We start from the raw sequence: 26,235 nt of genomic DNA, 5'->3' as shown, positions 1-26,235 counted from the left end.
GCTCCTCCATGACAAGACCGCCTCCACGTGGACTAGATCCTAATTAGGTAAGGCTTGCCTATTCTTCGGTGGCTGGCTATGTTGCCGAAGAGCCCCCGGCCACCGCGCTCCGATCACGCGGCTCGCTCCGGCGGGTCTTCTCCTCCATGCCCGTAGACCACTGCAACGCGCCCCGCACGCCCCCGCACTGGAACGGACAGATCGCCCATGCCCACGGGACCCGCACCCGTACGCCTGCTCGATCCCGACTCGGCGGCCAGGCTGACCGCCGCCGCCCGCAGCCTCCTCGCCGAGTTCGACGGCTCGTCCACCCACCCCGGCCTGCTGGCCGAAGTCCCCGCCGTCGCAGCCTCGTTGGGCGACGGGTTACGCCACGCCTGCCGCCCGGTCGACACCGCCGACGGCCTGTTCGTACTGCGCGGTCTGGCCGTCGACGACACCGAGATCGGCCCCACCCCCGGCCACTGGTCGACCGCCGGTGACGCCGGCGCCGTGCACGACGTGATCGTGCTGCTGCTCTCCACGCTGATGGGCACGCCCATCGCCTGGGAGGGCCAGCAGGAGGGCCGCTTCGTGCACAACATCGTGCCGTCCGCGGGCCACGAGGAGGAGCAGACCGGCGCCAGCAGCGCCGTGCTGCTCAGCCCGCACACCGAGGACGCCTTCCACCCCGGTCGGGCTCACCTCCTGGTCCTCGGCTGCATGCGCAACCACGACTCGGTCGCCACCACCGCCTCCAGCGTCCGCAAGGTCGAACTCACCGCCTCGGAGGTCGAGTTGCTCAGCCGCCCGGTCCTGCCGATCCTGCCCGACGACGCCTACGCGGAGGCCCGGGGCTACACGGGCGAACCCCCGGCCGTATCCACGCTGTGGCAGTCGGAGGAGGGCCTGACCCTGCGCTTCGATCCCGCGTACACCCCGCTGCACCGGGCGCCCGCGGACCACCGCGCGGCCTACGCCCGACTGGAGCGGGAGCTCGCCCGTGTGAGCGTGGCGGTGGTCCTGGACCCCGGTGAGGTCCTGGTCGTGGACAACGACCTGGTCAGCCACGGCCGGGTGCCCTTCAAGGCCCGGTACGACGGCACGGACCGCTGGCTGAAGCGGTCCTCCGTACGGGTGGAGGGCCGCCGCACCCGACCGCCCGCCGAGGAGGCGGAGCACGGCTACGGACAGGCCGTTGTGGAGGCGTACGCATGACCCGCATCGACAACCAGGAGGAGGCGGCCGTGATGCCCGACGACAGGACCCTGCGGATCCTCAGCACCAGCGACGTGGCCGGCATCGACATCACACTGCCCGATGTGGTCTCCGTGGTGGAACAGGCCTACCGCACGCTCGCCGACGGCCGCTCCGACAACCCGCGCAAGCTCACCGTGAAGCCCGAGGACGGCCACTCCGTCGCCTATGCGATGCTCGGCCGGGACGGGGAGCGCGGGGTCGTCGCGATCAAAACCTCCTACAAGCACGGACTCCACGAGGACCGCGACAAGCAGCACTACTACACGACCCTGACGTTGTACGACGACGAGACGGGGGTGCCGGTCGCGATGCTCGACTGCGGCCGGATCGGAGCCCTGCGCACCCCGGCGGTGTCCGCGCTGCTCGCCCGGGAACTCGCCGCGCCGGGCAGTCGCAGCGCCCTCGTCATAGGCACCGGCACCCAGGGCCGGCTCGCCCTGCCGTTCCTGCTGACCACGCTGCCGGACCTGGAGCGGCTGATGCTCTTCGGCACCCATCCGGACGGCATCCGCGCCGTGCGCGAGCAACTGCACGCGTACTTCCCCGAGCGCGAGTTGGAGGTGGTGACGGACCTGCGGGCCGTCACCGGGGACGCGGACATCGTCCTCGCCACCGCAGGGCCGGGCACCCCCGCCTCCGTCGAGGCCGAATGGCTCAAGCCGTCCGCGCTGTCCGTGCTGATCGGCTACGGCATCGCCCCCTCCACCCTGCACACCGCCGACCGGGTCGTCGCCACCAGCGAGGCCCAGATGCGCGTCACGGGAACGGACATGGCCGACGCCGACGGCCAACTCCGTGATGTGCACGCCGAGTTGCCTCAGGTGCTGGCCGGCCGCGCCGCAGGACGCACCGAGCCAGGGCAGCGGATCTTCGCGTACAACAGCGGCCTCGTCGTCACCGACATCGCCCTCGGCCACCGGTTCGCACAACTCGCGCTCGCTCAGGGGCTGGGCACGGCGGTTCCGCTGTGGACGTGAGCACCGCCCTCCCTCCGCACACCACCGAGGAGTCGCGCGCGCTCCTCACCCCGCCCGGCAGTGCTCTCCTGCACGAGCTGCGCCACGGCCTCGGCGGGCCCTACCACCTGCTGTTCCCGCAGCGGTTCGACGCGAACGCCGCCGCTTTCCGGCAGGCGTTCGCCGAGGCGGGCGTGGACGGCCGGGTCTACTACGCCAAGAAGGCCAACAAGGCCGCCGTCTTCGCGGAGCGGGCGGCCGTCGCGGGCCTGGGCGTGGACGTGGCGAGCCACGGGGAGCTGCGCGAGGCGCTGGCGGCCGGGGTGCGGGGTTCGGACCTGATCGTCACCGGACCGGCCAAGGACGACCATCTGCTGCGCGTCGCCGTGCTGCACGGCGCGCTCGTCGCGGTCGACGCCCTCGACGAGCTGGACCGCGTCCTCGCGCTGGCGGGCGAACTCGGCCGAACCGCACGGACGTTGCTGCGTCGCCTTTCTCCCGGACAGCCGCACAGCCGCTTCGGGCTGGACGACGGCGAGATGGAGTCGGCGCTGCGCCGCTGCCGCACCGAGCAGGTGGTCATGGCGGGCTTCAGCTTCCACCTCGCCGGCTACGACATCCGTGAACGGGCCGATCTGGCGGCAGAGTCGGTACGGCTGTGCACCCGCGCCCGCGCGCTGGGGCTACGGGCCGACCGGGTCAGCGTCGGCGGCGGCTTCGCGGTGGACTATGTGGACGCGCAGGACTGGCGCCGGTTCCACGAGAGCACCCGCCCCGAGCACTTCCACCAGCACAAGGCCTTCTCCGGCTACTACCCGTACCACTCCCCCGTCGCCGGAGCCGGGGCCCTCGCCGCCCTGCTCTCGACGACCCCGGCGGGCGAAAGGTCGAGCGTGGCCGACCTCGTGCGAGCGGCCGGGGTGACCCTGCTCGTCGAGCCTGGCCGGGCGCTGCTGGACCAGGCGGGCTGCACCGTCATGCGGGTCCAGGGCGTCAAGGAACGCGACGCCTACGACATCGTCACCGTGGACGGCAGCAGCCTCAGTCTCTCCGAGCAGTGGTTCGGCAGCGAGTTCCTGCCCGACCCGGTGCTCGTCCCGGCCGGCCGCGCGGACCGCGACGACGCCGGCCCGTATCCGGCCTGTGTGGGGGCCGCCACCTGCCTGGAGTCGGACATGCTCTCCTGGCGCAAACTCCCCTTGCCCGTCCGCCCGGCCGTCGGCGACCTGCTCGTCTACCACAACACGGCGGGCTACCAGATGGACTCCAACGAGTCGGCGTTCCACGAACTGCCGCTGCCGCCCAAGGTCGTCATCGAGCCGTCTCCGCACGGCTCGGCCTCCGCCCGCCCCCGCTGGCGTCTGGACCGCCACCCGTAGGGAGTTCTCAGCCATGAGCCATCCGGACACACCACCCCCGCACCACCCGCCCGTCGTCCGCCGGGTCTGCGAACTCATCGGCGGCACACCGCTCTTCGAGCTCTGCCGCACGGAGAGCGACGCCCGACTGCTGCTGAAACTGGAGCAGTGCAACCCGACCGGGACGGCGAAGATACGCATGGCCCTGCAGATGGTCCTCGACGCCGAGGAACGCGGACTGCTGCGCCCCGGCGGCCGGATCATCGAGTCCACCTCCGGCAACACCGGACTCGGCCTCGCCGTGGTCGCCGCGGAGCGCGGCTACACGTTCACCGCCGTCGTCGACCACCACGCCTCCAAGGACAAGCTGCGCGCCATGAAGGCCATGGGCGCCGAACTCGTCTACGTGGCCGCCGAGGGCGACGAGGACCTCGCCACGGCGGCGCGCGAGGAACTGGCCGAGCGGATGGCCACCGAGTCGGACAACGCGTACTTCACCGAGCAGCACAACAACCGGGCCAACGGGCTCGGCTACCACCCGGTCGCGCATGAGCTGCACGCCGCGCTGGACGGCCGTATCGACGTCCTGATCGGCGCCGTCGGCACCGGTGGCGGACTGTTCGGCACCGGGAGCGAGCTGCGCCGGACCGTGCCGGAGGTCCGCATCGTCGGGGTCGAGCCCAAGGGGTCCATCGCCTTCGGGCCGCCCGCCCACGACTACCACCAGTCGGGCACCGGCACCCCGGAGGGTGCGACGATCGGCGCCATGGTCGACTACTCGCTGCTCGACGAGGGCGTCAAGGTCGGCGACGTCGAGGCCTTCGCCACGGCCCGGACGGTGGCCCGCAGCACCGGGCTGATGCTCGGGGGTTCGGCGGGCGGAGTGGTGTACGAGGCGCTGACCCGGATGTCCTCGTCGGCGCCGGGGACCACCACGGTCGCCCTGGTCAACGACGGTGGCGAGAAGTACCTGGACACCGTCTTCGACGACGACTGGATGAGCGCCCGAGGCCTGCTCTCCCCCGACGTCGAACGAGAGGTCGACGAGCTGCTCGCCAAACTCCGCCGCGTCGCACCGGAGGCCCAGGGGTAGCACCCCGTCGTACCGCCTTCCCTCCCACAGGAACGGAACCGATGCAGCCCGCCCTCGCCCGACTCCTCGGCGACAGCCGCACCCTCGCCGCACTGGCCGTGCCGTTGGCGCTCACTCAGCTCGCCCAGGTCGCTCTCACCACCACCGACACCGTCATGATGGGCCTTCTGGGCACCGAGGCCCTGGCCGCGGGCGGCCTCGCCATGGTGATCTTCAACCAGTTGCGCACCATGGGCGTCGGCATGGTCACCGCCGTCGGCAACCAGGTCGCGGCGGCCGACGCGCGGGCGGAATCGGCCGAGCCGTCGGGGAGCGCCCAGGAGGAGGTCCGTGACCTCGTCCGGGCGAGTCTGCTGCTGTCGACCCTGGTCGGTGTCGTGGGCGCCGTGCTGATGGTGCTCATCGGGCACGCCGTCATCTGGCTCGGTCAGGACCCGGAGGTGGTGCGGGCCGCGAAGCCCGTTCTCCACAGCATGGCGCCCGGACTGGTCCCGTGCCTGTGGTTCCAGGCGATACGGCAGTTCACCGTCGGCATGCGCCGACCGCAGGCTCTGCTCCGCATCACCCTCGCCTCCATCGCCGTCAACGCCGGCCTCAACTGGGCCTTCATTCACGGCACCTGGTTCCTCCCCGAGCTGGGCCTGCCCGGCATCGGCCTGTCCACCAGCCTGGTCCACGCCCTGTCCTGCGTGGCCCTGTACCTCTCCGCACGGCGCGACGCCCGGCTCGCCCCCGTACTGTCGCTCAGCATCTGGAAGACCCGCCCGGCCACCCTGCGCAGACTCACCGGGCTGGGTACGCCGATCGCCGCCACATACGGCTCCGAGGCGGGATTCTTCTTCGTCGTCGCCCTCTTCGCGGGGAGCTTCGGCACGTCGGCACTGGCCGCGCACACCGCCGTCAACCAACTCGTCTACATCGTCTTCCAGATAGCCGTCGGCCTCTCCCACGCCGCGTCCATCGGGGTCAGCCGGGAGCTGGCGCTGCACAACCCGGCCGCTGCCCAGCGGCTGAAGACCACGGCCCTGGCCTGCGCGGCGGCGGTGATGGCCGTGGTCGGCCTGGTGTACGTGACCGCCCCCGGCCTGGTACTGGCACCCTTCTTCGACAGCGGTGACGGCAGGGCGGTCGAGATCGCCAGGCAGCTGCTGCTGGTCGCCGCGGTGCTGCAGTTCTTCGACTGTGCCCAGAACATCGGCGTAGGGCTGCTGCGGGGCCTCGACGACACCAAGGGTGGCTTCCGCGTCACCCTCGTCGGCTACTGGCTCGTCGGCCTGCCTGCCGCTGCCCTCCTCGGCGTCGCCGCCGGCGTGGACACCCTCGGCATCTGGCTCGGCCTCCTCATCGGCCTCGCCGCCACCGCCGTACTCCTGCTGCGCCGCTTCAACCGGTCCCTCGGCCGACTGCCCACGCCGGCGGAACCGGCGCAGGCCCCGCTCTGATGTCACCGTCCGCTCGCAGGCGTCATGAGTAGCTGTCGTACCCGGGCTGACCGTTCGGCCGGTAGACGCCGACGACGGTGCCGCCCTTCGTCGTCGAGACGCTGACCGGCTCCAGCGAGGTGGGGATCGCTCCGTCGGCGAACAACCGCTTTCCGGTGCCGATGATCACCGGATGGACGGTCAGCCGGTACTCGTCGACGAGGTTGTGCCTCATCAGGGTCTGGGCGAGGTCGCCACTGCCGACGACGTTGATGGCGCCGCCGTCGGACGCCTTCAGCTTCCGTACGGCTTCGACGATGTCACCCTCCAGCAGCGTGGAGTTCTGCCACTCGACGGACTTCAGGGTCCGGGACGCCACGTACTTGTGCATGCTGTTCATCCGGTGGGTGAACGGGTTGTCGGGGTCGGCGGTCGGCCAGTACGACGCGAAGATCTCGTACGTCTTGCGGCCGAGCAGCATCGCGTCGGAGGGCTCGTACCAACCGGCGATGGCCGCGCCGACCTCTTCGTCGCTCACCGGCTTCTGCCAGCCGCCGTGCTCGAAGCCGCTCTCGGGGTCCTCGTCCGGGCCGCCCGGGTCCTGCATGACGCCGTCCAGCGTCAGGAACGTGCAAACGATGATCTCGCGCATGGTGCGCTCCTTTCGTCGACGGGTAGACCGCGCGACCGCCGGAAACTCATCGGTGGACCGGCCGCGGTGGGCGCCGCCGTGGCAGTTTCCCTTCGCATTGCTGCGGGGCGTGCCTTCGACGCACCGTGAGCGCGGCTCTGCCCACGGCTGCCCGCCGACCGGGCCGGCCCGAGCAGGGGCTCTCGCACGGGGCAGCGAGGATCACAAGGTTTTCACAAGGTCCGTGAAGCACTATTCCGGCGGGCGAAGCGGAACCCCGCTGAGCGGAACAGGGATGCCGATATCCGTCCATCGGTGGGGACTCGGCCCGTTCCGCGCGGCGGCAGCTCCCCCAGCCGTATCTGTCCTCCGACAAAGGAAACCGTGTGAAGAAGTCTCGTATGGGCCGCGTGGTCGCGGCCTCGGCCGTGCTGATCGGCAGCGGCGCCGTGGTCTTCGTGCCCGCGACGGTGGCCTCGGCCACCGAGGACGACTGCGACGGCATCGCCGTCGTCGGCCGCTTCCGCGCCGTCGAGTCCGGAGCGTCGTTCGACTTCCGTGGCCGCCGCGTGGAGCTGCAGAACGAGTCGGCGCTCGACCGCTACAGCCGCGCCGAGATCAAGTCCGGCCGCCAGGCCGGCGACCGGCTGTGGGTCGACCGCAGCAAGCGCTCGTTCCCCGACTTCAAGGGCATCGTCAGCGACCAGGACGCCAAGCGCGACGGCTGGAAGATGTGCGGCCCCTACACCGGCAGCCGCACGCAGTCCGTCTACAACTCCAACTACGCCGCGCGCGCCTGCGGCGAGTTCGACGGCATCACCAAGTGCGGTAAGTGGTACGTGGACTGACCTGTCCCGGCGGTGGGGTGCCCTGGCGGTGCCCCACCGAAGGCGGACGACCTGGGCGCGATCGTCCGGTTCCGGGTTCCGCAACCGTCGAGACCGCCTCGACACGTCGTGCGGCGTTCAGACTGCTGCGTGAAAGACGTACGCCGTCATCGGGGCGGTGACCGGCCCCGGGCCCAGACGGGCCGTCATCTCCTCGACGACGGCTGCCCGGACAGCTGGTGAGTCGCCGCGCGACTCGACGGCCGCGCGCACCGGCGTCCCGGTGAGGTACCCCTTGGCAAGGTCGGCGATCGACGCCGCCCGGCCCTGAAGCGTCAGCTCCTGCTCCTCCTCGACGGCGAACCCGGCGGCCGTCAGATCAGCGACCACGGCGGCGGGATCCGCATAACCGTGCGGAACCGTCGGGAAGAAGCGCGGTGGGTCGACCGGAAAGGCCCGCTCCAGCCCTGCCTGCAGCGCGGCGTCGAAGGAGTGCGTCCCGAGCGGGCCCCAGGTGCTGAACAGGAACCGGCCGCCCGAGGCCAGGACGCGCCGGACCTCGGTGAAGGCCGCGACCCGGTCGGGAAAGAACATCACGCCGAACTGGCAGACCACCAGGTCGAAGCCTCCGTCGGGGAACGGCAGCCGCTGTGCGTCGGCCTGCCGCCACACCGCGCCCGGCGCCCGCGCCGACCCGAAGACGACCATGGCCTCGTTCAGGTCGGTGGCCGTCACTTCCGCCGCCGGTGCCGTGGCGAGCAGGTGCGACGTCAAGGCGCCTGTTCCCGCCGCCAGTTCGAGGATTCGTCGAGGGCGGAGCGCCGCCGCCTTCGCGGCCATGTCCTCGGCGAAGGGCCGGAAGACCACCGGTACGAGGTACTGCCCGTAGCCCGCCGGCATGGAGCCGGACCACCGCTGGTCGGCATCGGTTCCCGTCACACCATGACGGTACTCCTCAGCGGGTTCCGCGGCACCTCACCCGACGAACCGCACATCCGGGTGGAGCGGCGAGGGGCCGTCCAGCAGCGGCCGGTGGTGGCCGCGGAGATGCTGGTCGAAGAAGGCGGTGAGGTAGGCCCGTCGGCTCGCGGTGAACCGTTCCGGATCCACGGTGCCGGTCATGCGGGACGGCAGCCCACTGGGCAGCGTGAGCCGCTCGGCGAGGCCGGGGAGGATCGTCTGGTAGTCGGTGAACGAGTTGTGCTCCGCCGCCTCCGTCCACAGATCGCGCTTCCAGCCGGTGGAGTTCCACCACATCGCCCGCCAGGACTCGGAGTGCTCGTGGGTGTGCGGAAGCCTGCCGGACGGGACCGCGAGCCACGCCCCCATCTGCAGGAACGGCCGGTCCAGCCCGGTGCGGGCCACCGGCAGCAGCAGTTCGGGGTCGGTCCAGTCGTAGCCGAGCGGCCCGTCGAGATTGGCCCCCGCGCGGATGCGGCGGTCCACGCGCATCGCCTCGGCGGTCGTCATCCCGCCGAGAGAATGCCCGAACATGCCGGTGCGCGCGAGGTCGAGGGCCTCTCCGAGGCCGCGCGGCAGCGGGCGCTTCCCGGCGTCGGGGTTACCGCCGCGTGCCATCACGGCGAGCTGGTCGAGGACGAACGGGATGTCGGCGACCCGGACCTCCAGCGCCGCTCTGGACCGGTCGGCGCCCGCCCCGACGGCGGCGAGCCCCGGCGCCGGCTCGATGACGCGGCCGTCCGGGAACTCGACCGCGTGTGCCTCGTGGACGGGGTCGACGGTGACCACTATGTATCCGTGGCTCGCCAGCTCCTCCACGGCGGTCGTGTCGAGCGTGCGCTCGTTGTACATGCCCGGCGAGTACAGCACCACGGGCGCACACCCGGCCCTGGAGACCGCGGGCACGCCGACGCGGGCGTGGGTACGGAAGCCGGCCCAGTCGACGGCCTCCCGGTCGACCTGAAGGATCTTCGCCGCGCCCGCCCCGAAGACCGCGGCCGTGCCTTCACGCATGTAGGGCGCCGGAGGGCCGTCCTCCGCCGTGGCGCGGTCGGCCGGGTACCAGACGCTCACCATGAGCTCCCGTAACTCCCCGGCCGCGTCGCCCGCCCACCACGGGCCCCGACGTGTGCGATCCACCAGACGCAGTTCGGTGAAGCCGAGGGGGCAGGGCCCGGTGGGACGGGGGAGTTCGAGCCGTACGGGTCCGGCCGGGGGCGCCTGCGCGGCGGACGCGCGTGCGGTCGGGGCGAGGGCCGAGGTGGTGCCCCATGCGGCCAGGGCGCCGGCGCGGGCCAGCAGTCGCCGCCGTGAAAGGGACGGGGTCGAAGACTCAGCCGGGTGGGGGGTGCGGGAGAAGCCCGAGGTGCTGGAAGCGCTTGTGAATCGCATGACGCAATCGTGGTGGCACCCGGGTTCCGGAACCATGGGGCCAGCCGGATGGTGTCCGCGGCACCCATCCGCCTAGGAAGTGGCACGTAGTCGCCCTGGCTCCCTGCGTCCCGGGGGGATCCGTTGTGTGGCTGATCCGCGTAGGTCCGGTGTCCTTCGCTGAGCTACGGGCGGACGGCAGCACCTCCCCCCGACGGCACAGCGGCCGGGGCCCCTGCCGTACCGGAGCCGTACAACCGTCCCGGTCGGTCGAGGGTCTGAACCGGAGGCGGGCGGAAAGATCGAGGCGAGAGGGGCCGTCCTTGCGCGTGCACCGGACCGGCAGGGCGGCAGACCGTGACGGATCACTGACCCGTGTCCTCGGCGGCTTCCTCATGGCCGTGACGGCGGCCCTCCAGGTCGCGCTGGGCACGGCCGCGCACGCGTCCGCGGCCGGTGCCCCCGACTACGGGATCGCGGTCGAGGAGACGTTTCTCGCCACCGACGTGGGTGGGACCCTCACCGTTCTGCCCGAGGTCTACACCCTGCGGCCGGACGGTTCACGCGCCTACGTGAAGCGGGGCGAGCCCATCGGGCCGGGCGTGGCGATCGAGGATGTACTGCCGTGGAACACTTCGCCGACCGGCTTCGACGAGCGTGCGGGCTGCCGCACGGTACGGGACAAGCAGGACAGCCATCGCCATGTCCGCTGCGACCGGCTGGCCCCGCTGACGTTCCGCGTCGACAAGGCGTTCATCGGTTACGGGGGCCAAGTGCGGTTTTTCCCCCCGGTCGGCCCGGACGGGGATCGGCAGTGGCGGGACGACGTCAGCACGTTCGTCGTCACCGCCCCCGCGCCTCAGGAGGAGGGCGAGACCGAGGCGAGCGAGGCGCGCCGGAAGGCCGTCGGGGTCGGCCTGTTGGGCGTTGCCGGCGGTTGCGGCCTTCTCGCCCTGCTTCTCGTGGTGTGTCTGAAGCCCTCCCGTGTGCGCCGGACGGCATGGGTGGCCTCGTGCACGGCGGCCGCTCTGTGCGTGGGGTCGGGTGGGTGGAGCATCGCGGAGGGCCCGCTGGTGGGTGGCAAGACCTACACCCGATACTCGTCCGGCCCGCCCGTCCTGCGTATTCCGGACGGCATGTGGGACGGGCAGGTGCTCTTGCAGAAGGTGCGGCCGTCCTACGTACCGCTCGTCGCCACGGCCCCCGACCGGGGCCATGAGGACGTCACGGAGGTCTCGGGCGTCTACCTGCCCGCTCCTCCGGGTGATCCGAAGGACTGGGTGACGGTGAACGGTGCGTACGGACGGATCGACGACCCCCGCCGGGCCCGGGACCACATGCTGAGGACGGCGGCCGGCGCCCCGGGCGTGAAGGTGGTGAAGCCACCGCGGCTCGTGCTCCTGAGAGAGGACAGCGATGCCAGAACCCCCGTGCTCTGCAAGTGCCAGGCGTTGTCCGTCCGAGGCCGTCCTGTCGGCATGTGCGCCTGGGCCGACACGGGAGTCCGCGTCCTGGTCACCGTCGTCGGCACTCGGTTGCCGGCGGGCCACACGGTGAGTGTGCGGGACTACGTGCAGTTGGGGACCGGTTTCTGAGTTGTCCGCAACTGGCACCGAAGGCCGGGCAGTTCGCGCCGCGCCCCGGATGGTTCTCCGATTCGGCGCCGCCCGGCCAGGGTTCGGGGTGACCCATGACCCATGGCTGAACCTCCTTGGCTCGGCCTCACGGGCCGACCGCCGGCTCGTGGGGCGGAATCCCTCTGCTTCCGTCGTGCTCCGCGAGCCGGCCGGTCGCGACCTGGGCGTGTGGGCAATCCCCCGACGTGCACGGCGCATTGACGTCATCCGACCTTGTGTGGCGCGGGGTCGTGGATGGGCCGCCCGATCGGCGCGGCAGCCCGGTTGCGGGGCGTTCGCGGCGGGGTAGCGTGGAACTGATCGGCCCTGCCCTGCCTGACTCTGGAGGTAGGCATGTTTCTCCGATTGCTGCGGCGCCGTAGGCCGCACCGGTTGGTCCTTCTCGGCAACGGTCGTCTGATCCGGGGCTTCAGCGGCGGACTCTACGACGGCCACGGTTACCTGTCCTGACACCTTTCGCGGTGCAATCCTTGGAGGATGTGCGGTGGCGGAGACTGATGCCCTGGCAGCCATGGCACGGATCCTGTCACCGCACTGCCGTGTCACCGGGATGACCGACGGAGCGTTGATCGCGGACTGGAAACGGACGCGTTTTCTCGGGATGACGGCGGCGGACCTGCGGAAGTTCACCGGGGGAAGCCCTGAGGAGCGCGCCGAACTCGTCACCGCTCTCCTGCGGGCCGGGTGTGCGGCGGACCGGCGGAAGAGGCACGCGGACGCCGCCGTAGGGTTCTGGTTGCGCGGAGTGCACCTGCTGATCCGGACCATGGGATTCGGGCGCGTTCTTCGGCTGCTGTCCCTGGCCGCCCCGGAATACGCCCGCGCGGACCTCCCCTCGGCGCAGGAGGTCGGACGCCTGAAGCGAGCGGTGCGGTCGCACAGCCGCAGCAGCTGGCTGGTCAACGGCGACTGCAAGTCCGAGGCGGTGACGGCCTTCGTCCTGCTGCGGCGGTGCGGCCTTCAGGCCGTACTCCACGTCGGCGTGCGCGAGCACCCTTTCGCCCTGCACGCCTGGACGTCCTCGGGCGGATTGTGCATCCCCGACGCCGATCCGCGAGGGCACGCCTTCACCCCCGTGCTGTCGATCGGCTGCGGGGGACCGTGACACTGGACGCGCTCCGCCTCGACTGGGCCGACGGCGCCCCGAGGCTCCGGACCACCGCCGCCCTGGCACGTCAGGGACTCGTGATCACGGTCTCCTCGCCGGCCGGCACCGCGGCAGTCGTCGGCTGGGTCGGCTCGGCCCGGGACCAGCTGACGGGCGCACGCGGCCTTCTCGAGGCCTACGGCCGGCCGGGAGCCGCCCCGCCGATGCCGGCCGGCGACTACGCGGCCGTTCTGGTGTGCCGCGACCGTATCCTGCTGATGCGCGACGAGCAGGCACGCATCCCCCTGTTCTTCAGGCAGTCCGGGGGACATCTGGATGCCGTGAGCACCTCCGCCCGCAGCCTGGGCAGCGTCACGGAGCTGGACTCCCGCTACTTCTGCCGGTACCTCTCCGGCAACCTGGCACAGCCGCACACGGACCTCACCCCGTTCGCCGGGGTGCACCGCGTGCTCGGCGGCGAGGTGGTGGAGCTCTCCCGCACCGGACAGCTGCGCGGTCGTACGCCGCGACGCGCCCGTCCCGCCACAGACCCGTCCGCGTCCACGGCCGGCGAACCCCGCCTCGATGAGGCCGGGCAGCAGCTGCGCCCGGTGCTGGAGAACGCCGTCGGACGCCGTATGGGCACGACGACGGCCTGCCATGTCTCGGGCGGCACCGACTCCACCGGCGTCGCACTGCTCGCCGCACGTCTGCTCGCCGCGGGACACGGCGGCCCCGGGGAACTGGTCCCGGTCGCCGGGCGCTTCTCCCGCGGGGAGCTGGCCGCGGAGCAGCCGTACCTCGACCTCGCGCTGGAGGAGATCTGCCGGCACACATCCGCTGCCCGCCCGGTGATCGTCGACGCCGACGACGTGGCCGACTTCGACGACTTCCCGCACCACGCCGGAGACACGGACGAGCCCTGCGCGCACGCCTTCCGTGCCCCGTTCTGGAGCCGGCTCCACGGCGCGGCGGCGGAACGGGGCTGTGACACCCTCCTGACCGGCTGCGGGGCCGATCCGATAGCGGACGCCAACCCGTTCCACCTGCACCGGCTCGCCCGCACGGGCCGGCTCCGGCAGATGACCCGGCAGGCACGCGCCTGGGCCGCGGGAAGCGAGCAGGGCCTGCGGGACGTCGTCCACGCCTACGTGATCCGGCCGGCTCTCCCGCTCACCGCCGAGCGGGTCACCGCACTGGCCCGCCACGGAACGGTGCTCGGCGGACTCGGCACCTTCCACCGCCCCCCATGGCTGCGGCCCGGTTTCGCGCGCGCTCACGGCTACCGGGAGGCCGGCATCGCGGAGAGCCGCTTCCTGTTCGGGCCCAGACCGGAACAGTCGCTGTACGACGCCGCCAACTACCTCGCCGCTCCCGACCCGCTGTCCTGGCACCGCGCGGCTCAGGACGGGTTCTTCCTCTCCCACCCCTTCCTCGACCCCGAGGTCGTGGCCACGATGAGCCGCCTCCCTGTCGGGGCCACCTTCCGGCCGGGCCGTCCGAAGGCCGTGCTCCGCGAGGCCGTGGCGGACCTCCTTCCGGCCCCGATCCGCGGCAGGGCGGTCAAGGTCCCCTTCGACGACCTCTACGCCCGCGGCCTGCGCACACACGGCGACGACCTCATCGCCCTGTGCCGCTCCGCCCGGCACCCGCTGATCGCGGAGATGTTCGACGTCGAGACGCTGTGCCGGGCCGTGCGGGAGGCGCAGCTCGGCATGGGGGACGCCCACGCCTGGGACCGGATGAACAGCTCGCTCGCACTGGTGGCCTGGTTGGAGCGGCTCACCGCTGGTTCTTGATGTCCCACAGGCTCCGCTCGACAGGGCCGGCGAAGGGATCCACGAAACCGTACCGGGCCACCAGCTCACGTAGCTCCTCGCCGGACAACTGGCTGTTGTCCTCGCCCTTGCGCGTCACGCTCGACTGCAGACTTGCACCGTGCGGGCCGAACGTCCAATAGACGGTGACGTAGCGGGGTTCCCTGATGTATTCGTCGATCGCGTTGTTCTCGTGCACCCGGGCACGGTAGACGAGGGAGTCGAGGCCGGTCTTCTGCTGGGCCTTCACCCATGCAGGGAGGCTGCCACCACCCCAGGTGGTTTTCACGAAGCTGAGCGGTGGATCGAGCACGATCTGATCCTTGCGCGCAAGGCTCGCGGTGGCATAGAAGGCCACGTGGTCGTACCGCGTGTTGACCGGTAGTTGCACCATCATGCGGGTGGCGAACGTGCCGCTCGGCTCGATCCAGCTTCCGGGCAACATCCAGGGTTTCGCCTGCACCAACTCGCCGGGCTGGTGAATTGCCCTGCGGGAGAGCGGGTGCAGCTCCCCCGCGGATCTGGCGATCTGCACGGCATCGCTCCGCCACTGCTCGCGCAGGCGGTCCTGGGCGCTCAGCCGCACCCGTTGCCCCATCGCGTGGACTTCGGTGCCGAGGACGTAGAACCCCACGTCGGCGTGGTTGTGGAGCGTGATGTCGACCGGTACGGCGAACGCCTTCCTGTCCATGCCGAGCACAGCCTTCCCCACGGACAACGTGATGACAGGTCTGGCCTCACGCCGGTACGGCAGATAGAGGCTCTGGTAGCCGAAATTGGCGACGGCGAGGATGGAGGAGACCACCAGCGCAGCGGCCACCCGCTTCGGGGCGGGGATCGTGACCGACGTCCGCCACAGGGCGAAGAGAGCCCATGCCGCCCCCGCCGTGAGTGCGCCGAACAGCGCGGGGAAGACCACCAGATCGCCGTTCTTCAGCGTCCTGAGCAGGAGCACGGCGTCGGTCAGCAGCGCCGCGAACACGCCGATCAGTGCGATCAGGCCCGAGTACTGGAAGCTGTACGTGATCCAGTGGTCCAGGAGCGCGCCGGCAGCCAGGAGCGTGGTGAACGCGACCGCGATGAGGACGGCACCGGTGAGGCGACCGGGGAAGGTCAGAGCATGGGCGAAGTTGCCGATGCCGAACCAGCTCAGCAGCCCCGTCGTCCCGAGGAGGACCAGCAGGCTCACGACGAGGCCGAGCTGGGCCTGCCGGGTGTTCAGCGAGGGCCGTCGCACTTTCGGGTGTAACCCGACGGGGGGCTTGGGGGGAGTCCTCACCCGGTCACCTCCTGAGGCCGTCGGTCGTGGGACCTGCACAGGTGTGCGGTGCGGACGCACACGCGTGCCGCGCGGCCTCGGGAGATCTGCTGCCGCGCGGTCGGTTCGAGCACCATCGTCCGTGGTGGACCACCGGGTCGCCATCGGGGTGCCGCCGGACGTGGGACCAGCGGGGGCCCCAGTGGGAGACCTCCTCGGGCCTGCTGACGCTGCCGCTCGTCGCCGCCTGCGCCGCCGACCGCTGGCGCAGCCTCGCGTGGCCCGGTCCTCTCGGGTCAGTCGTGTGCGACGACTGCGACGGGGGCGGTGACGTGGTGGAGTACCGCGTGTGTGACGGGGCCGATGTGGGCTCCGAGTGGGTTGCGGCGGATGCGGCGGCCCACGACGACGAGGGACGCCCCGTGGGAGGCGTCGACCAAGTGGACGGCGGGGCTGCCGGGATGCGACTCCTCGATGACTTCGACGGCCGGGTACTTCTCCTTCCAGCGGTGCAACACCCCGGACAGCGTGGCGGCTTCCTGCTTGCCCAGCGCGGCGTCGAGTTCGGGGTCCACGGGCAGGCCGTAGGCGAAGTAGGGGGGCAGGTTCCAAGCGTGGACGACCCGCAGGGGTGTGACGCGGCGGGCGGCCGCCTCGAAGGCGAAGGTGAGCAGCGTGTCGTCGGGGCAGTCGGTGTCGAGACCGAGGACGACGGGCCCGTCGGTGGCCTGCTCGACCGCACGGACCAGGATCACGGGCTGCCGGGTGCGCGTGACGACGGCCTGGCTGACGGAGCCGAGGAAAAATCCTCCGATGCCGCTCAGCCCTCGGGAACCCAGGACCACCAGCTCTGCGTCCTCGGCCTCCCGGGTCAGCTCTTCGGCGGGACGGCCGGGGGTCTGCTCCACCGAGACCTCCAGCCCGGGGTGACGGTCCCTCAAACCTTCGACCACCTCGCGGGGGAGGCGCTCGCTCCACTGCGGCGGTGTCCGGGCACCGAGGAACTGCGCCAACGCCATGGGCTCGGGAACCGCCTCCGCGACGTGGACGAGCTTCAGCGGCAGGAAGCGGCGTTTCGCCTCGCCGACCGCCCACTCTGCCGCGGCACGGCTCTCGGCCGAGCCGTCGAGACCTACAACAACACTTCGCATCATGAGTTCTGCCTCCTCGTCCGGTGTTCGATCCCAGACTCGTGCAGCGGTGGGTCGATGGTGCAGGGGCCATACGTCCCCGACATGAGCCGGTGGTCCCTCGACTCGCGGACCTCGGATTCGGCGACCTCGAGCCTCCCCGGGCAAATCGGAGGAGGCCCGAGGTGCAGCGGGCGTGTCAGCCGGTGGCAGGCAGGCCGTGGCCGCCTCGGCCGGCACAGAGGCTGTCGTAGACGGGCCTTTCGACCCCTCCCGGGTCGGAGACCACGTTCTTGACGTGGCCGTCGACCACGAATGTGGTGGAGCCGCCACCGCCCAGGTTGAGCGCGTCCACGGCTCCCAGGTCCTGCATGGTCTCCGCCAGGTCGTGGATGGGCACACCGAGGCGCTCGCCTTCGGTCTTCGACGTGACGACGACGAGGAGCGTTCGGCCTGACGCGTCCGTGCCGATCTCGGTGCGCGGGTCCGGTTCCTCGTTGCCGCCTTCCTCCGGGGCCACGACCTCGTTGTCGCGCATCAGAAGGTGGGGTGCCGTTGACGACGTCGATGGACGGGCGGGCGGGATCCAGGGCGGGGTCTTCGTCGTCGGCAGGGTCGGTGTTGAAACCGATGTCGGTGACCTGCTGCGTCCTGACCAGTTTCGTTCCCACTTTTACATGGTCGTCCAGCCACTTGGCTCCGGCCTCGTCGCCGCTCCGCGTCGAGCCGAACGGTATAGGGGTTCGACCGCCCGTCACCCACGGCACCGTCCACGACCCCGTCATCCAAGTCATCGGCCATTCAACGTAGTTGACCGGGTGCATCAGGAGCACTGCGCTCCAGTCGGAGGGGTCACCGACCGGACGACCTTCGGAATGCTCACCGAGAAGAGGATCGGAAGGTCGTCATGTGTCATCGAGGGACCGGTACGGAGCCCGGCCGGGTCGATCAAGAGGCACCGCTCCGCTCACTGTGCCTGCGCCTGGCCTGGGCCTGAGGGGCGGATTCCGCGAAGGGAGAATACCTTTGTGAGTGAGACCGCACTCCGGGACCGTGCCGCAGATTGCGTGTCGGACGCGGCCACCGTCTTGTGTGTCGGCGACGCGTGAGGGGTGGAAGGAGCAGACCAATGAAAGCACAACGCGTGAGGCGTCTCCTCGCGGCCTCCGCGGTCGGAGTTCTGATGGCCGGGGGTGCCACGGTCGCCGCGGCGGGTACGGCCTCGGCGGCCGCCCCGGCCCACCCTTCGCCCCTGGTCAACCGTGACTGGTGCGAGCACCACCGCTGGTGGAACGACTGCGACTTCCACGACAACTTCAACGACGGCGCTGTCGTCGTGATCGTGGTGGTCTGAACCGAAGCGACACGGAGCACGACCGAGGGCGGCCGCTGCACTGCAGCCGGCGGCCCTCGACCGTGTCAGAAGGAGGAGTTGGCGGACCAGTGGGACAGCAGTTCCTCGTCTCCCTCGTGGGTCAGGGTCTCCGCGTCGTGGGGCACCCGGCCGTAGAGGAGAAGGAGCAAGTCGGCTGCGGTTCCCCGTACGGTCGCGTCGGCGGCGGCCTCGGCGGGGTGGGTGGTGTCGAGGCCGAAGCCGTCGGGCCGCAGCCGGATCACCCAGGCGTCGTCACCGTCGGTCGCGTGGAAGCGGATGGTCCTGTCGGGGCCGCGCAGGTTGGCCACCTTCGGGGCGAAGAAGGCGGCGAAGGGCAGGTTGACGAGGAACTCGTCGATCCCGTCGACCGCCGCCGCACGGTCGATGGCGGGCCGGTGCCCGAGTGCGAGCTCCGCGTCGGCCCGGTGTACGAGGGTCTCGAAGAGCATCCGGCGTGCCCAGAACCGGGCGTGCTGGTCGGCGCCCCACGCCCACATCGGCAGGTCCGGGTCGGTGGCCGCGAAGGCGTCCGCGGCCACCTTCGCGCTCTCGGCCAGCCAGTCGGCGTATCCGTCCTCATGGTCCGGGAGGCGAAGGTCCACTTCACGTGTGCGCGGAGGTTCCTGGATGCGCGCCCGCAGCAGGACGGAGAACCAGCGCTGAACGCTGCCCGTGTGCTTGACCAGGTCGGCCAGTGTCCAGCCGGGGCAGCTGGGCACCGCTGTGGCCGTGTCCGCGTCCTTGATCGCTGCGACGAAGCGGGCGGTCTCCGCCGCGATCGCCGAGCGGTGGTCGATCGTGGTGGCGACTGGCGCGTGGTGAGCGGGGTCGGACGGCTTCATCGTGAGCATGCCTTTCGGAGAGATCGCGCGTGGACTTCATGGTGGCCTCCGCGCGCCGCTACCTCACGGCCGGGGTGGCGACGCCGTGCACCGCGGCGGTGCGGGGCGGCTCGCCGTGGAGGGTGAGCCGCCCTGCGCCGTTGCCTGCCCCGCGGTGTGCCCGGTCCGTCCGGTACGGCCGGACATGCCGCATCCCCCGCTCAGACGTCGGCGGTTCGGCCCGGGCCCGGAACCGTACGGAATCGGAACGGTTCCGGCTCGCGGCCGGGCTGGATGTACCAGCACTCCCCCGTGCCGTCTCCGGTGACGATCCGTAGCACCGTGTCCGCCACGACCTCGGCCGGGATGATCGGCAGTCCCTGACCGGAGAGCATGTCGCGCAGCGGGTCGATGATCCGCGACTCCGCGAAGCCCGGGCAGACGGCGTTGAAGCGCACGTTCTCCGGCGCGAGCGCCGGTCCCAGGGAACGGGCGAGTCCCACGACCGCGTGTTTGTTGGCCGCGTAGAGAGGGTCGAGCGGTACGGCCGTCAGGCCGGCCAGGGACGCCGTCGCCACGATCGATCCGCCGCCGCGGGCCCGCAGCGCCGGCAGCACCGCATGCGTACCGAAGACCACGCCGTCGAGGTTGGCGCCCATGGCGCGACGGTAGCGCGCCAGGTCGAAGTCGTCGCCGAGGCCGCATCCGGTCGCCACCCCGGCGTTGAGCACCGCGATGTCGATGCCGCCGCATTGCTCCAGGGCGAAGTCCACGAGCGCGCGGTTGGCGTCGGGGTCGGAGACGTCGCAGGAGGTGAAGTGGCCGCCGGTCAGGTCGGCCACCTCGCGGCCGCCCCGTTCGTCGAGGTCCGCGACGACCACACGGGCGCCGGCCTTCGCCAGCGTCAGCGCCGTGGCGCGGCCCAGGCCGGAGGCGCCGCCGGTGACCACGGCCACCTTGCCGTGGAGCGCGGTGCCGTCCGCGGGCCCCGGCCGGGCGGCGGCTTCGCTGTCGACGGCGGTCATGCCAGTTCCAGGACGAGCTTGCCGACGTTCTCGCCGCGGAAGAGCATCCCCAGCGTCTCGGGGAAGTCGTCCACGCTTCCCGTCACCACGTGTTCCTTGACCTTGATGCGGCCGGCCGCGATCCAGGCGGAGATCTCCTGGGCGGCCTGTGCGTAGCGCTTGGCATAGTCGAAGACGACGAAGCCCTCCATGCGGGCGCGGCGCACGAGCAGCGAGAGGTAGTTGGACGGGCCCTTGACCGGCGTGGCGTTGTTGTACTGGCTGATAGCACCGCAGATCACGACGCGCGCGTGCATCGCCAGGCGGGTCAGCGCCGCGTCGAGGATGTCCCCGCCGACGTTGTCGAAGTACACGTCGATGCCGTCGGGGGCCTCGCGGCGCAGCGCCTTCCTGACGTCCTCGGCGCGGTAGTCGATCGCCGCGTCGAATCCGAGTTCGTCGGTGAGCATGGCGCACTTCTCCGGCCCGCCGGCGATTCCCACGACCCGGCAGCCCTTGGCCTTGGCGATCTGGCCGGCGATGGTGCCGACGGCTCCCGCCGCACCCGACACGACGACGGTCTCGCCGTCCTTGAGGGCTCCGACGTCCAGCAGGCCGAAGTAGGCGGTCATGCCGGGCATGCCCAGCGCCCCGAGGTACGTCGAGGGCGGGGCGAGGGAGGTGTCGACCTTCAGTGCGCCCTTGCCGTCGGAGACGACGTACTCCTGGACGCCGAAGGTGCCGACCACGTGGTCGCCGGGCTGGTAGTCGGGGTGGTTTGAGGCGGTGACCTCGATGACTGACCCGGCGCGCATCACCTCGCCGAGGCCGACCGGCGGCAGGTAGGAGGGGCGGTCGTCCAGCCAGCCCCGCATGGCCGGATCCAGGGAGATGACGCGCGTCCGGCCGGCGAACAGGCCCGGGCCGGGCTCCTCGGCGGGCTCGGAACAGTGCTGCCAGTCTTCGGGTTTGACCTCGCCCACGGGGCGGGCTGCCAGACGGATCTGGCGGTTGGTCGCAGACATCGCGTCTCCTGTCGCTCACGGCTTCGCCTCCGCAGGGTACCGACCGGTAGGTATGTCTCGGGGCGTGACCTTCGCCACAGACCATGTCGGCTCCTCGTTCGCACGGGCCGTCTTCACCCCGGGCCACGTCGGCTCCAGGTTCGCCCGGGCGGCCTTCACCCCAGGAACGCCGCGGTGGCCGCCACGAACCGGTCGGCGTCGTCGACCCACGGGTAGTGACCCGCGCCGGGCTGAACCACGAGGCGCGCGTCGGGGAACAGTGCGGCGAACTCGGCAGCCGATCGAGGGGGGCTGTTCACGTCGAACTCTCCGGTGAGCAGCAGCACGGGGGCCTGGAGGGCGGCGAGTGCCGCACGTGTGGACGGGGGGTCGAAGGCGCCTTCGGCCGCGAAGAGCGCGACGGCTTCCGCGTTCTCCGGCCGGCCGGCCGCGTGGAGGCGCCGGGCCGCCGCGTCCCAGCGGCCCCAGAAGAAGGGAGCGACGGCTTCCCAGTCGCTGCCCGTGCCACCGGCGATCGCCTCCAGGGCGGCGAAGGCCTGCGGGAACCACGGCTCGTGCTCACGGAGCAGCGCGAGCTCCCGCCGTGTCTGCGCGCTGACCGTGATGCCGACGGCCCGCGGACTGGGGCCGATCAGGGCGAGCTTGCCGACGTTCTCCGGGTACCGGGCCGCGTACTGCGTCGCGATGTTCGTACCGGCGGAGTGGCCGAGCAGGTCCATCCGAGGGAGTGCGAGGTGTGCTCGCAGAGCCTCGACGTCCTCGACCAGGTGGTCGCAGCGGTAGGTGGAGGTGTCGTCGGGGATCGCGGACCGCCCGGTACCTCGGAGATCCGCGATGATCAACTGACGGTGGGCGGACAGGCCGCCCAGGGCTGCGAGGTAGCGGGAGTCGGCGGGGCCGCCGGGGAGGCAGACGAGCGGGTCGCCGTCCCCGGTCACGCGGTAGGCGAGCCGGGTCCCGTCGGGTGCGGAGAAGGTGGGCATGCCGCGGATCCTGTCAGCCATAACCAAGTTGTACAACTGGGTTATGACACCCGTTTGGTTCGGGTGTATAACCGGGTCATGGCAGGCGAGAAGGATGCACACCGCGAGCCCGTGACGCTGACCGAGGAACAGGCGAAACGCATGCTCGCCGACATGAACGAGGTCATCCGCGCGGGCGAGGAGATGCGGAAGCTGCGCGCCGAAATGGTCAAGCTGTTCGCCGACCTCGGCTGGACGCAGGACAGGATCGCGCGGCTCACCGAGATGAGTCAGCCCGCCGTGTCCAAGCAGGTGATGAAGTACAGGACGGGCGAGCCGCTCCCCCCGACGACGCTTTCTCTCGACCAGTGCGACGTGCCCTGGCTCGAAGGACGCCTGTGGGGCCTCGCCGAGGAGATCTCCGAGAACCATGACGGCGCCCGCTGCACGCGCTACCTCCACGCTCTCGCCAGGGGCAAGAAGCGCTTCACACCTCCGAACGTCGACGAGTTGCGGCGCTTGGTCGAGGAGGACCTGATGATGCACCGGACGGAGATGCCGAGCGGTTACCGCAGCGCATACGACGAGATCAGCCGCGGACTCGACATCCCCGCGAGGGTCACCGCCACCGGATCGGCCTCCGTGCGGCGTGCCCTCGCCTGCCGGCTCCAGCGCGACCGGCTCAAGGACGACCGCTGAGCGGGGGCGCCGACTGCGCTCCACCAGGGGCCGAGTCTCCGGGCCGACCGGACCCGCCACCGCCGGTACGGTCCTGCGGCGGCGGGTCGAAGACCTCCGGGCCGGCCGCTATCCGGCCCGCACCTCGGTGTTCTGGCATGCGTGCAGCAGCCACCTGCCGTCGTCCTGCTTGGTCATGACGTAGAGCGGAGCGCCTTCGGAGTCGCCCTCTGCAGAGTGGTAGACCTGGCGGACCTTGACGGCCGCCACGTCGGGCCGCAGGAACTGCGTGTGCACCGCCTCGTAGGTGACCTCACCGTCCCAGCTCGCGGTGGGCAAGACGGTGCGGGTGAACGCGGCGATCGCGTCGAAGCCGATGAGGACCTTGCCGTGTGCGGTGGTCCACAGGGCGTCGGGGTGGAACAGCGCGAGGAAGCCGTCCACGTCCTTGGCGCGCTGGGCGCGCTCGACGGCGGCGACTACCTCTTCGATGGCTTTGACGTCTGCGGTCTCGGTGGTCATGCAGGCCACTTTGACACCTCGAGCGAGGTTGAGGTCAAGGGCCGCTGCGACAGTGATCTGGCACACAACTCCGTTTGTGGACAAGGCAGTTGTGGCTGGGGCACGGCGGCATCGCCGGACGCCGACCCGCCGTCAGACGTGGATTCCGTGATGGCTGACCACGCCGGGCGCGGTCAGCGTGGTGAGGGGCACGGACCGTGCCTGACGAAGGTCCGGGACGGAGGACACGTAAGCCTTCCGGATGTTCCAGACGCCGTCACGGCATGTGAGGTTGACCGTACGCAGGGGCGGTACCGGGAGTTTCCAGAATGCCCGCAGCGGTGCGGACAGGGCGTGGACGAGCACAGCCTGCATCACGGCTGCTTCGACGACGGCCAAGGTACGGGGGGTGTCCGGCGGCAGATTGTCGAGCCAGTACCCGATCCGCTCGCAGAGCCGGCGTGTGGTTTCGCCGCCGTGCGGGGCCGCGTCCGGGTCGGTCAGCCATCTGCTGTATCCGTACGGTTCCGCGGCGACGACGTCGGCGACCGTGCGGCCACGCCAGGCGCCGTAGTCGAGGTCGCGCAGCGCGGGCTCCGCCTCGGCCTGCAGTCCGAGGGCCGTGGCGACCAGCGCGGAACCGACTGAAGGGGACATGAGGGCCACCGGGTGCGCGGGAAGCGACGCCAGTGAGGCGCCCGCGCCGTCGAGGTCACGCTCGCTGAGCGGGGCGGGGCCGAAGGTGGTGTACGTGGGACGCACGCACAGAAGTGTCAAGCGGATCGTCATGCGGACGCCTCCTAGTCGGCCCGGTGCCGTGGCGACAGTGCAACGCCATGCAATCCAGGGTTCGGGCACCGACCTGTCGCAGCAATCCGCCAGGAGACGGGAACACCCCCGCCGACCGGCGTATCCACGTCACACCCGACGTAGTCTCTTTCCGTGTCGACCTCCCGTCTCCATCGTGCCGCCGTCCTCGTGCTCGAGGGTGCCAAGCCGCTCGATGTCGGGATTCCCGCGCAAGTGTTCACGACCCGTGCGAGCATGCCGTACGAGGTGCGGGTGTGTGGCGCGGCGCCTGGTCCGGTGACCGGCGGCGACGGTCTCGCGTACCACGTCGGCCACGGACTCGACGCACTCGCGTGGGCCGACATCGTCTTCGTCCCCGGCTACCGGTCCCCGGACCGCGACGACCCGCCGCGGGCGGTCGTCGACGCCCTGATCGCCGCCCACGCCCGGGGCGCGCGGCTCGCCGCCATCTCGACGGGCGCCTTCGCGCTCGCCGCGACGGGTCTGCTCGACGGCCGGCGCGCCACGACGCACTGGCACTACACGCGTGCCCTCGCGGCCAGGCATCCACTCGTCCGGGTCGACGAGAACGTGCTGTTCGTCGACGAGGGCAGTGTGCTCACCTCGGCCGGCGCCGCCTCCGGGATCGACCTGTGCCTGCACATCCTGCGCGGCGACCTCGGGGTGGCCGCGTCCAACCACGCGGCCCGGCGCCTGGTCGCGGCTCCCTACCGCAGCGGGGGCCAGGCCCAGTACGTGCCGCGCAGCGTCCCCGAACCGCTCGGCGAGCGCTTCGGCGCCACCCGCGAGTGGGCACTGCATCGGCTCGGCGAGCCCCTCACCCTCGACCTGCTGGCGCGGCGGGCGGGGGTCTCGCCGCGCACGTTCTCCCGGCGCTTCGTCGAGGAGACCGGTTACACCCCGATGCAGTGGGTGATGCGCGCCCGCGTCGACCTGGCCCGCGAACTGCTGGAGAGCTCGCAGCGCGGCGTCGAACAGATCGCCGCCGACGTCGGGCTCGGCACCGGCGCGAATCTGCGCCTGCACTTCCAGCGCATCCTCGGCACCACGCCGAGCGAGTACCGGCGCACGTTCACCCTGGGTGAATAGCCGAGCGGAGCGCCGACGTGGCGGGAACCTTGGCGGGATCCTTTTGAACCGTGGCGATCACGCCACTGTCAGCGGTGGCGGCCGCGCAGGAGTCTGGTGGCGAAGGGAAGGGACATCACTCATGACTCGCATCGCCATCAACGGATTCGGCCGCATCGGGCGCAATGTGCTGCGTGCGCTGCTGGAGCGCGACAGCGCCCTCGAGATCGTCGCCGTCAACGACCTCACCGAGCCCGCCACCCTCGCCCGGCTGCTCGCGTACGACAGCACGGCCGGCCGGCTGGGGCGCCCGGTGACCGTCGACGGGGACGCGCTCGTCGTCGACGGCCGTCGGATCACGGTGCTGGCCGAGCGCGAGCCGGCGCAGCTGCCGTGGGCGGAACTCGGTATCGACATCGTCCTGGAGGCCACCGGCCGCTTCACCTCGGCGAAGGCCGCCCGCGCGCACCTCGACGCGGGCGCGAAGAAGGTACTCGTCAGCGCTCCGTCGGACGGCGCCGACGTCACGCTCGCGTTCGGGGTCAACACCGATGCCTACGACCCGGCCGTGCACACGGTCGTATCGAACGCCTCGTGCACCACCAACGCGCTCGCGCCGCTGGCCGCGGTCCTCGATCAACTCGCGGGTATCGAGCACGGGTTCATGACGACGGTGCACGCCTACACGCAGGAGCAGAACCTGCAGGACGGCCCGCACCGCGACGCCCGTCGCGCCCGGGCCGCCGGGGTCAACATCGTGCCGACCACGACCGGCGCCGCCAAGGCGATCGGCCTGGTGCTGCCGAACCTCGACGGCAAGCTGTCGGGCGACTCGATCCGCGTCCCGGTGCCGGTGGGCTCGATCGTCGAACTCAACACGACCGTCGCCCGTGACGTGACGCGCGACGAGGTGCTGGCGGCGTACCGCGCCGCCGCCGACGGGCCGCTCGCCGGGGTCCTGGAGTACTCGGAGGACCCGCTCGTGTCGTCCGACATCACGGGCAACCCCGCGTCGTCGATCTTCGACTCGGCCCTCACGCGAGTCGACGGCCGCCACGTGAAGGTGGTCGCCTGGTACGACAACGAGTGGGGCTTCTCCAACCGGGTCATCGACACACTGGAGTTGCTGGGCGCTCACTGACCGGACAACCAGGCTTCATCCGGGCAGACACCTCGCGGAGTACGGCGCCGGATGCCGTGCTCCGT

The 26,235-nt window shown here is 71.2% G+C and carries 25 protein-coding genes; 13 read left to right on the top strand and 12 right to left on the bottom strand.

The genetic code is table 11. The features are described 5' to 3' along the window. Positions 1–207: 207 nt before the first annotated feature. Genes ACIOC0_RS05720 through ACIOC0_RS05700 form a run of 5 tightly spaced genes read left to right on the top strand, consistent with a single transcriptional unit; the run spans position 208 to position 6,088 of the window. Positions 208–1,197, top strand: a complete 990-nt coding sequence (locus ACIOC0_RS05720; RefSeq protein ID WP_402152756.1) for a TauD/TfdA family dioxygenase — start codon at positions 208–210, stop codon at positions 1,195–1,197. Then, entirely contained in the window at positions 1,194–2,216 is a 1,023-nt protein-coding gene (locus ACIOC0_RS05715) for an ornithine cyclodeaminase family protein (RefSeq protein ID WP_402152754.1), read from the top strand. The genes ACIOC0_RS05720 and ACIOC0_RS05715 overlap by 4 nt, the downstream gene beginning before the upstream one ends. After that, positions 2,213–3,574, top strand: coding sequence for an alanine racemase (locus ACIOC0_RS05710; protein WP_402152752.1), 1,362 nt, complete (start codon positions 2,213–2,215; stop codon positions 3,572–3,574). Before ACIOC0_RS05715 ends, ACIOC0_RS05710 begins: the two co-directional genes overlap by 4 nt. 13 nt (positions 3,575–3,587) lie before the next feature. After that, entirely contained in the window at positions 3,588–4,646 is a 1,059-nt protein-coding gene (locus tag ACIOC0_RS05705) for a cysteine synthase family protein (RefSeq protein WP_402152750.1), read from the top strand. A 41-nt stretch (positions 4,647–4,687) separates the two neighbouring features. Then, entirely contained in the window at positions 4,688–6,088 is a 1,401-nt protein-coding gene (locus ACIOC0_RS05700; RefSeq protein WP_402152748.1) for an MATE family efflux transporter, read from the top strand. A gap of 22 nt (positions 6,089–6,110) precedes the next feature. On the opposite strand, the gene ACIOC0_RS05695 is transcribed toward ACIOC0_RS05700, so the two are convergent. Beyond that, entirely contained in the window at positions 6,111–6,719 is a 609-nt protein-coding gene (locus ACIOC0_RS05695) for a dihydrofolate reductase family protein (protein WP_402152746.1), read from the bottom strand. Between the two features lie 365 nt (positions 6,720–7,084). On the opposite strand from ACIOC0_RS05695, the gene ACIOC0_RS05690 reads away from it, so the two are divergent. After that, positions 7,085–7,546, top strand: a complete 462-nt coding sequence (locus ACIOC0_RS05690; RefSeq protein ID WP_351098156.1) for a hypothetical protein — start codon at positions 7,085–7,087, stop codon at positions 7,544–7,546. A gap of 117 nt (positions 7,547–7,663) precedes the next feature. Here ACIOC0_RS05690 and ACIOC0_RS05685 read toward each other — a convergent pair whose 3' ends face one another. Then, entirely contained in the window at positions 7,664–8,425 is a 762-nt protein-coding gene (locus ACIOC0_RS05685; protein WP_402153241.1) for a class I SAM-dependent methyltransferase, read from the bottom strand. Between the two features lie 75 nt (positions 8,426–8,500). Beyond that, the gene (locus ACIOC0_RS05680) at positions 8,501–9,877 is read right to left on the bottom strand and encodes an alpha/beta hydrolase family protein (RefSeq protein ID WP_402152744.1); all 1,377 of its coding nucleotides are present in this window, start codon (positions 9,875–9,877) and stop codon (positions 8,501–8,503) included. Positions 9,878–10,179: 302 nt separating this feature from the next. On the opposite strand from ACIOC0_RS05680, the gene ACIOC0_RS05675 reads away from it, so the two are divergent. The 3 genes from ACIOC0_RS05675 (at position 10,180) to ACIOC0_RS05665 (ending at position 14,379) form a co-directional block, all read left to right on the top strand. Beyond that, positions 10,180–11,451, top strand: a complete 1,272-nt coding sequence (locus ACIOC0_RS05675) for a hypothetical protein (protein WP_402152742.1) — start codon at positions 10,180–10,182, stop codon at positions 11,449–11,451. Positions 11,452–11,977: 526 nt separating this feature from the next. Beyond that, the gene (locus tag ACIOC0_RS05670) at positions 11,978–12,598 is read left to right on the top strand and encodes a lasso peptide biosynthesis B2 protein (protein ID WP_402152740.1); all 621 of its coding nucleotides are present in this window, start codon (positions 11,978–11,980) and stop codon (positions 12,596–12,598) included. Then, complete coding sequence (locus ACIOC0_RS05665) at positions 12,595–14,379, top strand: asparagine synthase-related protein (protein ID WP_402152738.1); 1,785 nt, start codon at positions 12,595–12,597, stop codon at positions 14,377–14,379. The genes ACIOC0_RS05670 and ACIOC0_RS05665 overlap by 4 nt, the downstream gene beginning before the upstream one ends. Here the strand turns inward: ACIOC0_RS05665 and ACIOC0_RS05660 are convergent. The 3 genes from ACIOC0_RS05660 to ACIOC0_RS05650 form a co-directional block, all read right to left on the bottom strand. After that, complete coding sequence (locus ACIOC0_RS05660; RefSeq protein WP_402152736.1) at positions 14,363–15,634, bottom strand: hypothetical protein; 1,272 nt, start codon at positions 15,632–15,634, stop codon at positions 14,363–14,365. The genes ACIOC0_RS05665 and ACIOC0_RS05660 overlap by 17 nt on opposite strands. Positions 15,635–15,951: 317 nt before the next feature. Next, on the bottom strand, positions 15,952–16,809 hold the full coding sequence (locus ACIOC0_RS05655) for a universal stress protein (protein WP_402152734.1): 858 nt from the start codon (positions 16,807–16,809) through the stop codon (positions 15,952–15,954). Positions 16,810–16,984: 175 nt separating this feature from the next. Next, positions 16,985–17,326, bottom strand: coding sequence for a phosphodiester glycosidase family protein (locus ACIOC0_RS05650; protein ID WP_402153239.1), 342 nt, complete (start codon positions 17,324–17,326; stop codon positions 16,985–16,987). Positions 17,327–17,914: 588 nt separating this feature from the next. Between ACIOC0_RS05650 and ACIOC0_RS05645 the strand changes: the two genes are divergently transcribed. Further along, entirely contained in the window at positions 17,915–18,139 is a 225-nt protein-coding gene (locus ACIOC0_RS05645; RefSeq protein WP_402152732.1) for a hypothetical protein, read from the top strand. Positions 18,140–18,204: 65 nt separating this feature from the next. Here the strand turns inward: ACIOC0_RS05645 and ACIOC0_RS05640 are convergent, their stop codons facing one another. From ACIOC0_RS05640 to ACIOC0_RS05625, 4 genes are all read right to left on the bottom strand, one after another. Then, a complete protein-coding gene (locus ACIOC0_RS05640; RefSeq protein ID WP_402152730.1) occupies positions 18,205–19,011 on the bottom strand; it encodes a maleylpyruvate isomerase family mycothiol-dependent enzyme in 807 nt (268 codons plus the stop codon). Positions 19,012–19,202: 191 nt separating this feature from the next. Next, positions 19,203–20,006, bottom strand: coding sequence for an SDR family NAD(P)-dependent oxidoreductase (locus ACIOC0_RS05635; protein ID WP_402152728.1), 804 nt, complete (start codon positions 20,004–20,006; stop codon positions 19,203–19,205). Next, on the bottom strand, positions 20,003–21,010 hold the full coding sequence (locus ACIOC0_RS05630) for an NADP-dependent oxidoreductase (protein WP_351098144.1): 1,008 nt from the start codon (positions 21,008–21,010) through the stop codon (positions 20,003–20,005). The genes ACIOC0_RS05635 and ACIOC0_RS05630 overlap by 4 nt, the downstream gene beginning before the upstream one ends. 155 nt (positions 21,011–21,165) lie before the next feature. After that, complete coding sequence (locus ACIOC0_RS05625) at positions 21,166–21,993, bottom strand: alpha/beta fold hydrolase (protein ID WP_402153237.1); 828 nt, start codon at positions 21,991–21,993, stop codon at positions 21,166–21,168. A gap of 78 nt (positions 21,994–22,071) precedes the next feature. Between ACIOC0_RS05625 and ACIOC0_RS05620 the strand changes: the two genes are divergently transcribed. After that, positions 22,072–22,671 carry a sigma-70 family RNA polymerase sigma factor gene (locus tag ACIOC0_RS05620; protein ID WP_402152726.1) on the top strand — a complete coding sequence of 200 codons (600 nt, stop codon included), beginning with the start codon at positions 22,072–22,074 and terminating at the stop codon, positions 22,669–22,671. Positions 22,672–22,779: 108 nt separating this feature from the next. Here ACIOC0_RS05620 and ACIOC0_RS05615 read toward each other — a convergent pair whose 3' ends face one another. After that, positions 22,780–23,172 carry an SgcJ/EcaC family oxidoreductase gene (locus ACIOC0_RS05615; RefSeq protein ID WP_402152724.1) on the bottom strand — a complete coding sequence of 131 codons (393 nt, stop codon included), beginning with the start codon at positions 23,170–23,172 and terminating at the stop codon, positions 22,780–22,782. 132 nt (positions 23,173–23,304) lie between these two features. Then, positions 23,305–23,913 (bottom strand): histidine phosphatase family protein, encoded by a 609-nt coding sequence (locus ACIOC0_RS05610; protein WP_402152722.1) that lies wholly within the window; start codon positions 23,911–23,913, stop codon positions 23,305–23,307. 180 nt (positions 23,914–24,093) lie between these two features. On the opposite strand from ACIOC0_RS05610, the gene ACIOC0_RS05605 reads away from it, so the two are divergent. Further along, on the top strand, positions 24,094–25,050 hold the full coding sequence (locus ACIOC0_RS05605; RefSeq protein ID WP_402152720.1) for a GlxA family transcriptional regulator: 957 nt from the start codon (positions 24,094–24,096) through the stop codon (positions 25,048–25,050). Between the two features lie 121 nt (positions 25,051–25,171). Beyond that, entirely contained in the window at positions 25,172–26,170 is a 999-nt protein-coding gene (gene gap, locus ACIOC0_RS05600; RefSeq protein WP_402152718.1) for a type I glyceraldehyde-3-phosphate dehydrogenase, read from the top strand. Positions 26,171–26,235: the final 65 nt, after the last annotated feature.

The sequence above is a fragment of the Streptomyces sp. NPDC088254 genome (assembly GCF_044740925.1).
In the GTDB taxonomy this organism is placed as follows: domain Bacteria; phylum Actinomycetota; class Actinomycetes; order Streptomycetales; family Streptomycetaceae; genus Streptomyces.
This window is presented reverse-complemented; position numbering and strand designations above follow the sequence as displayed.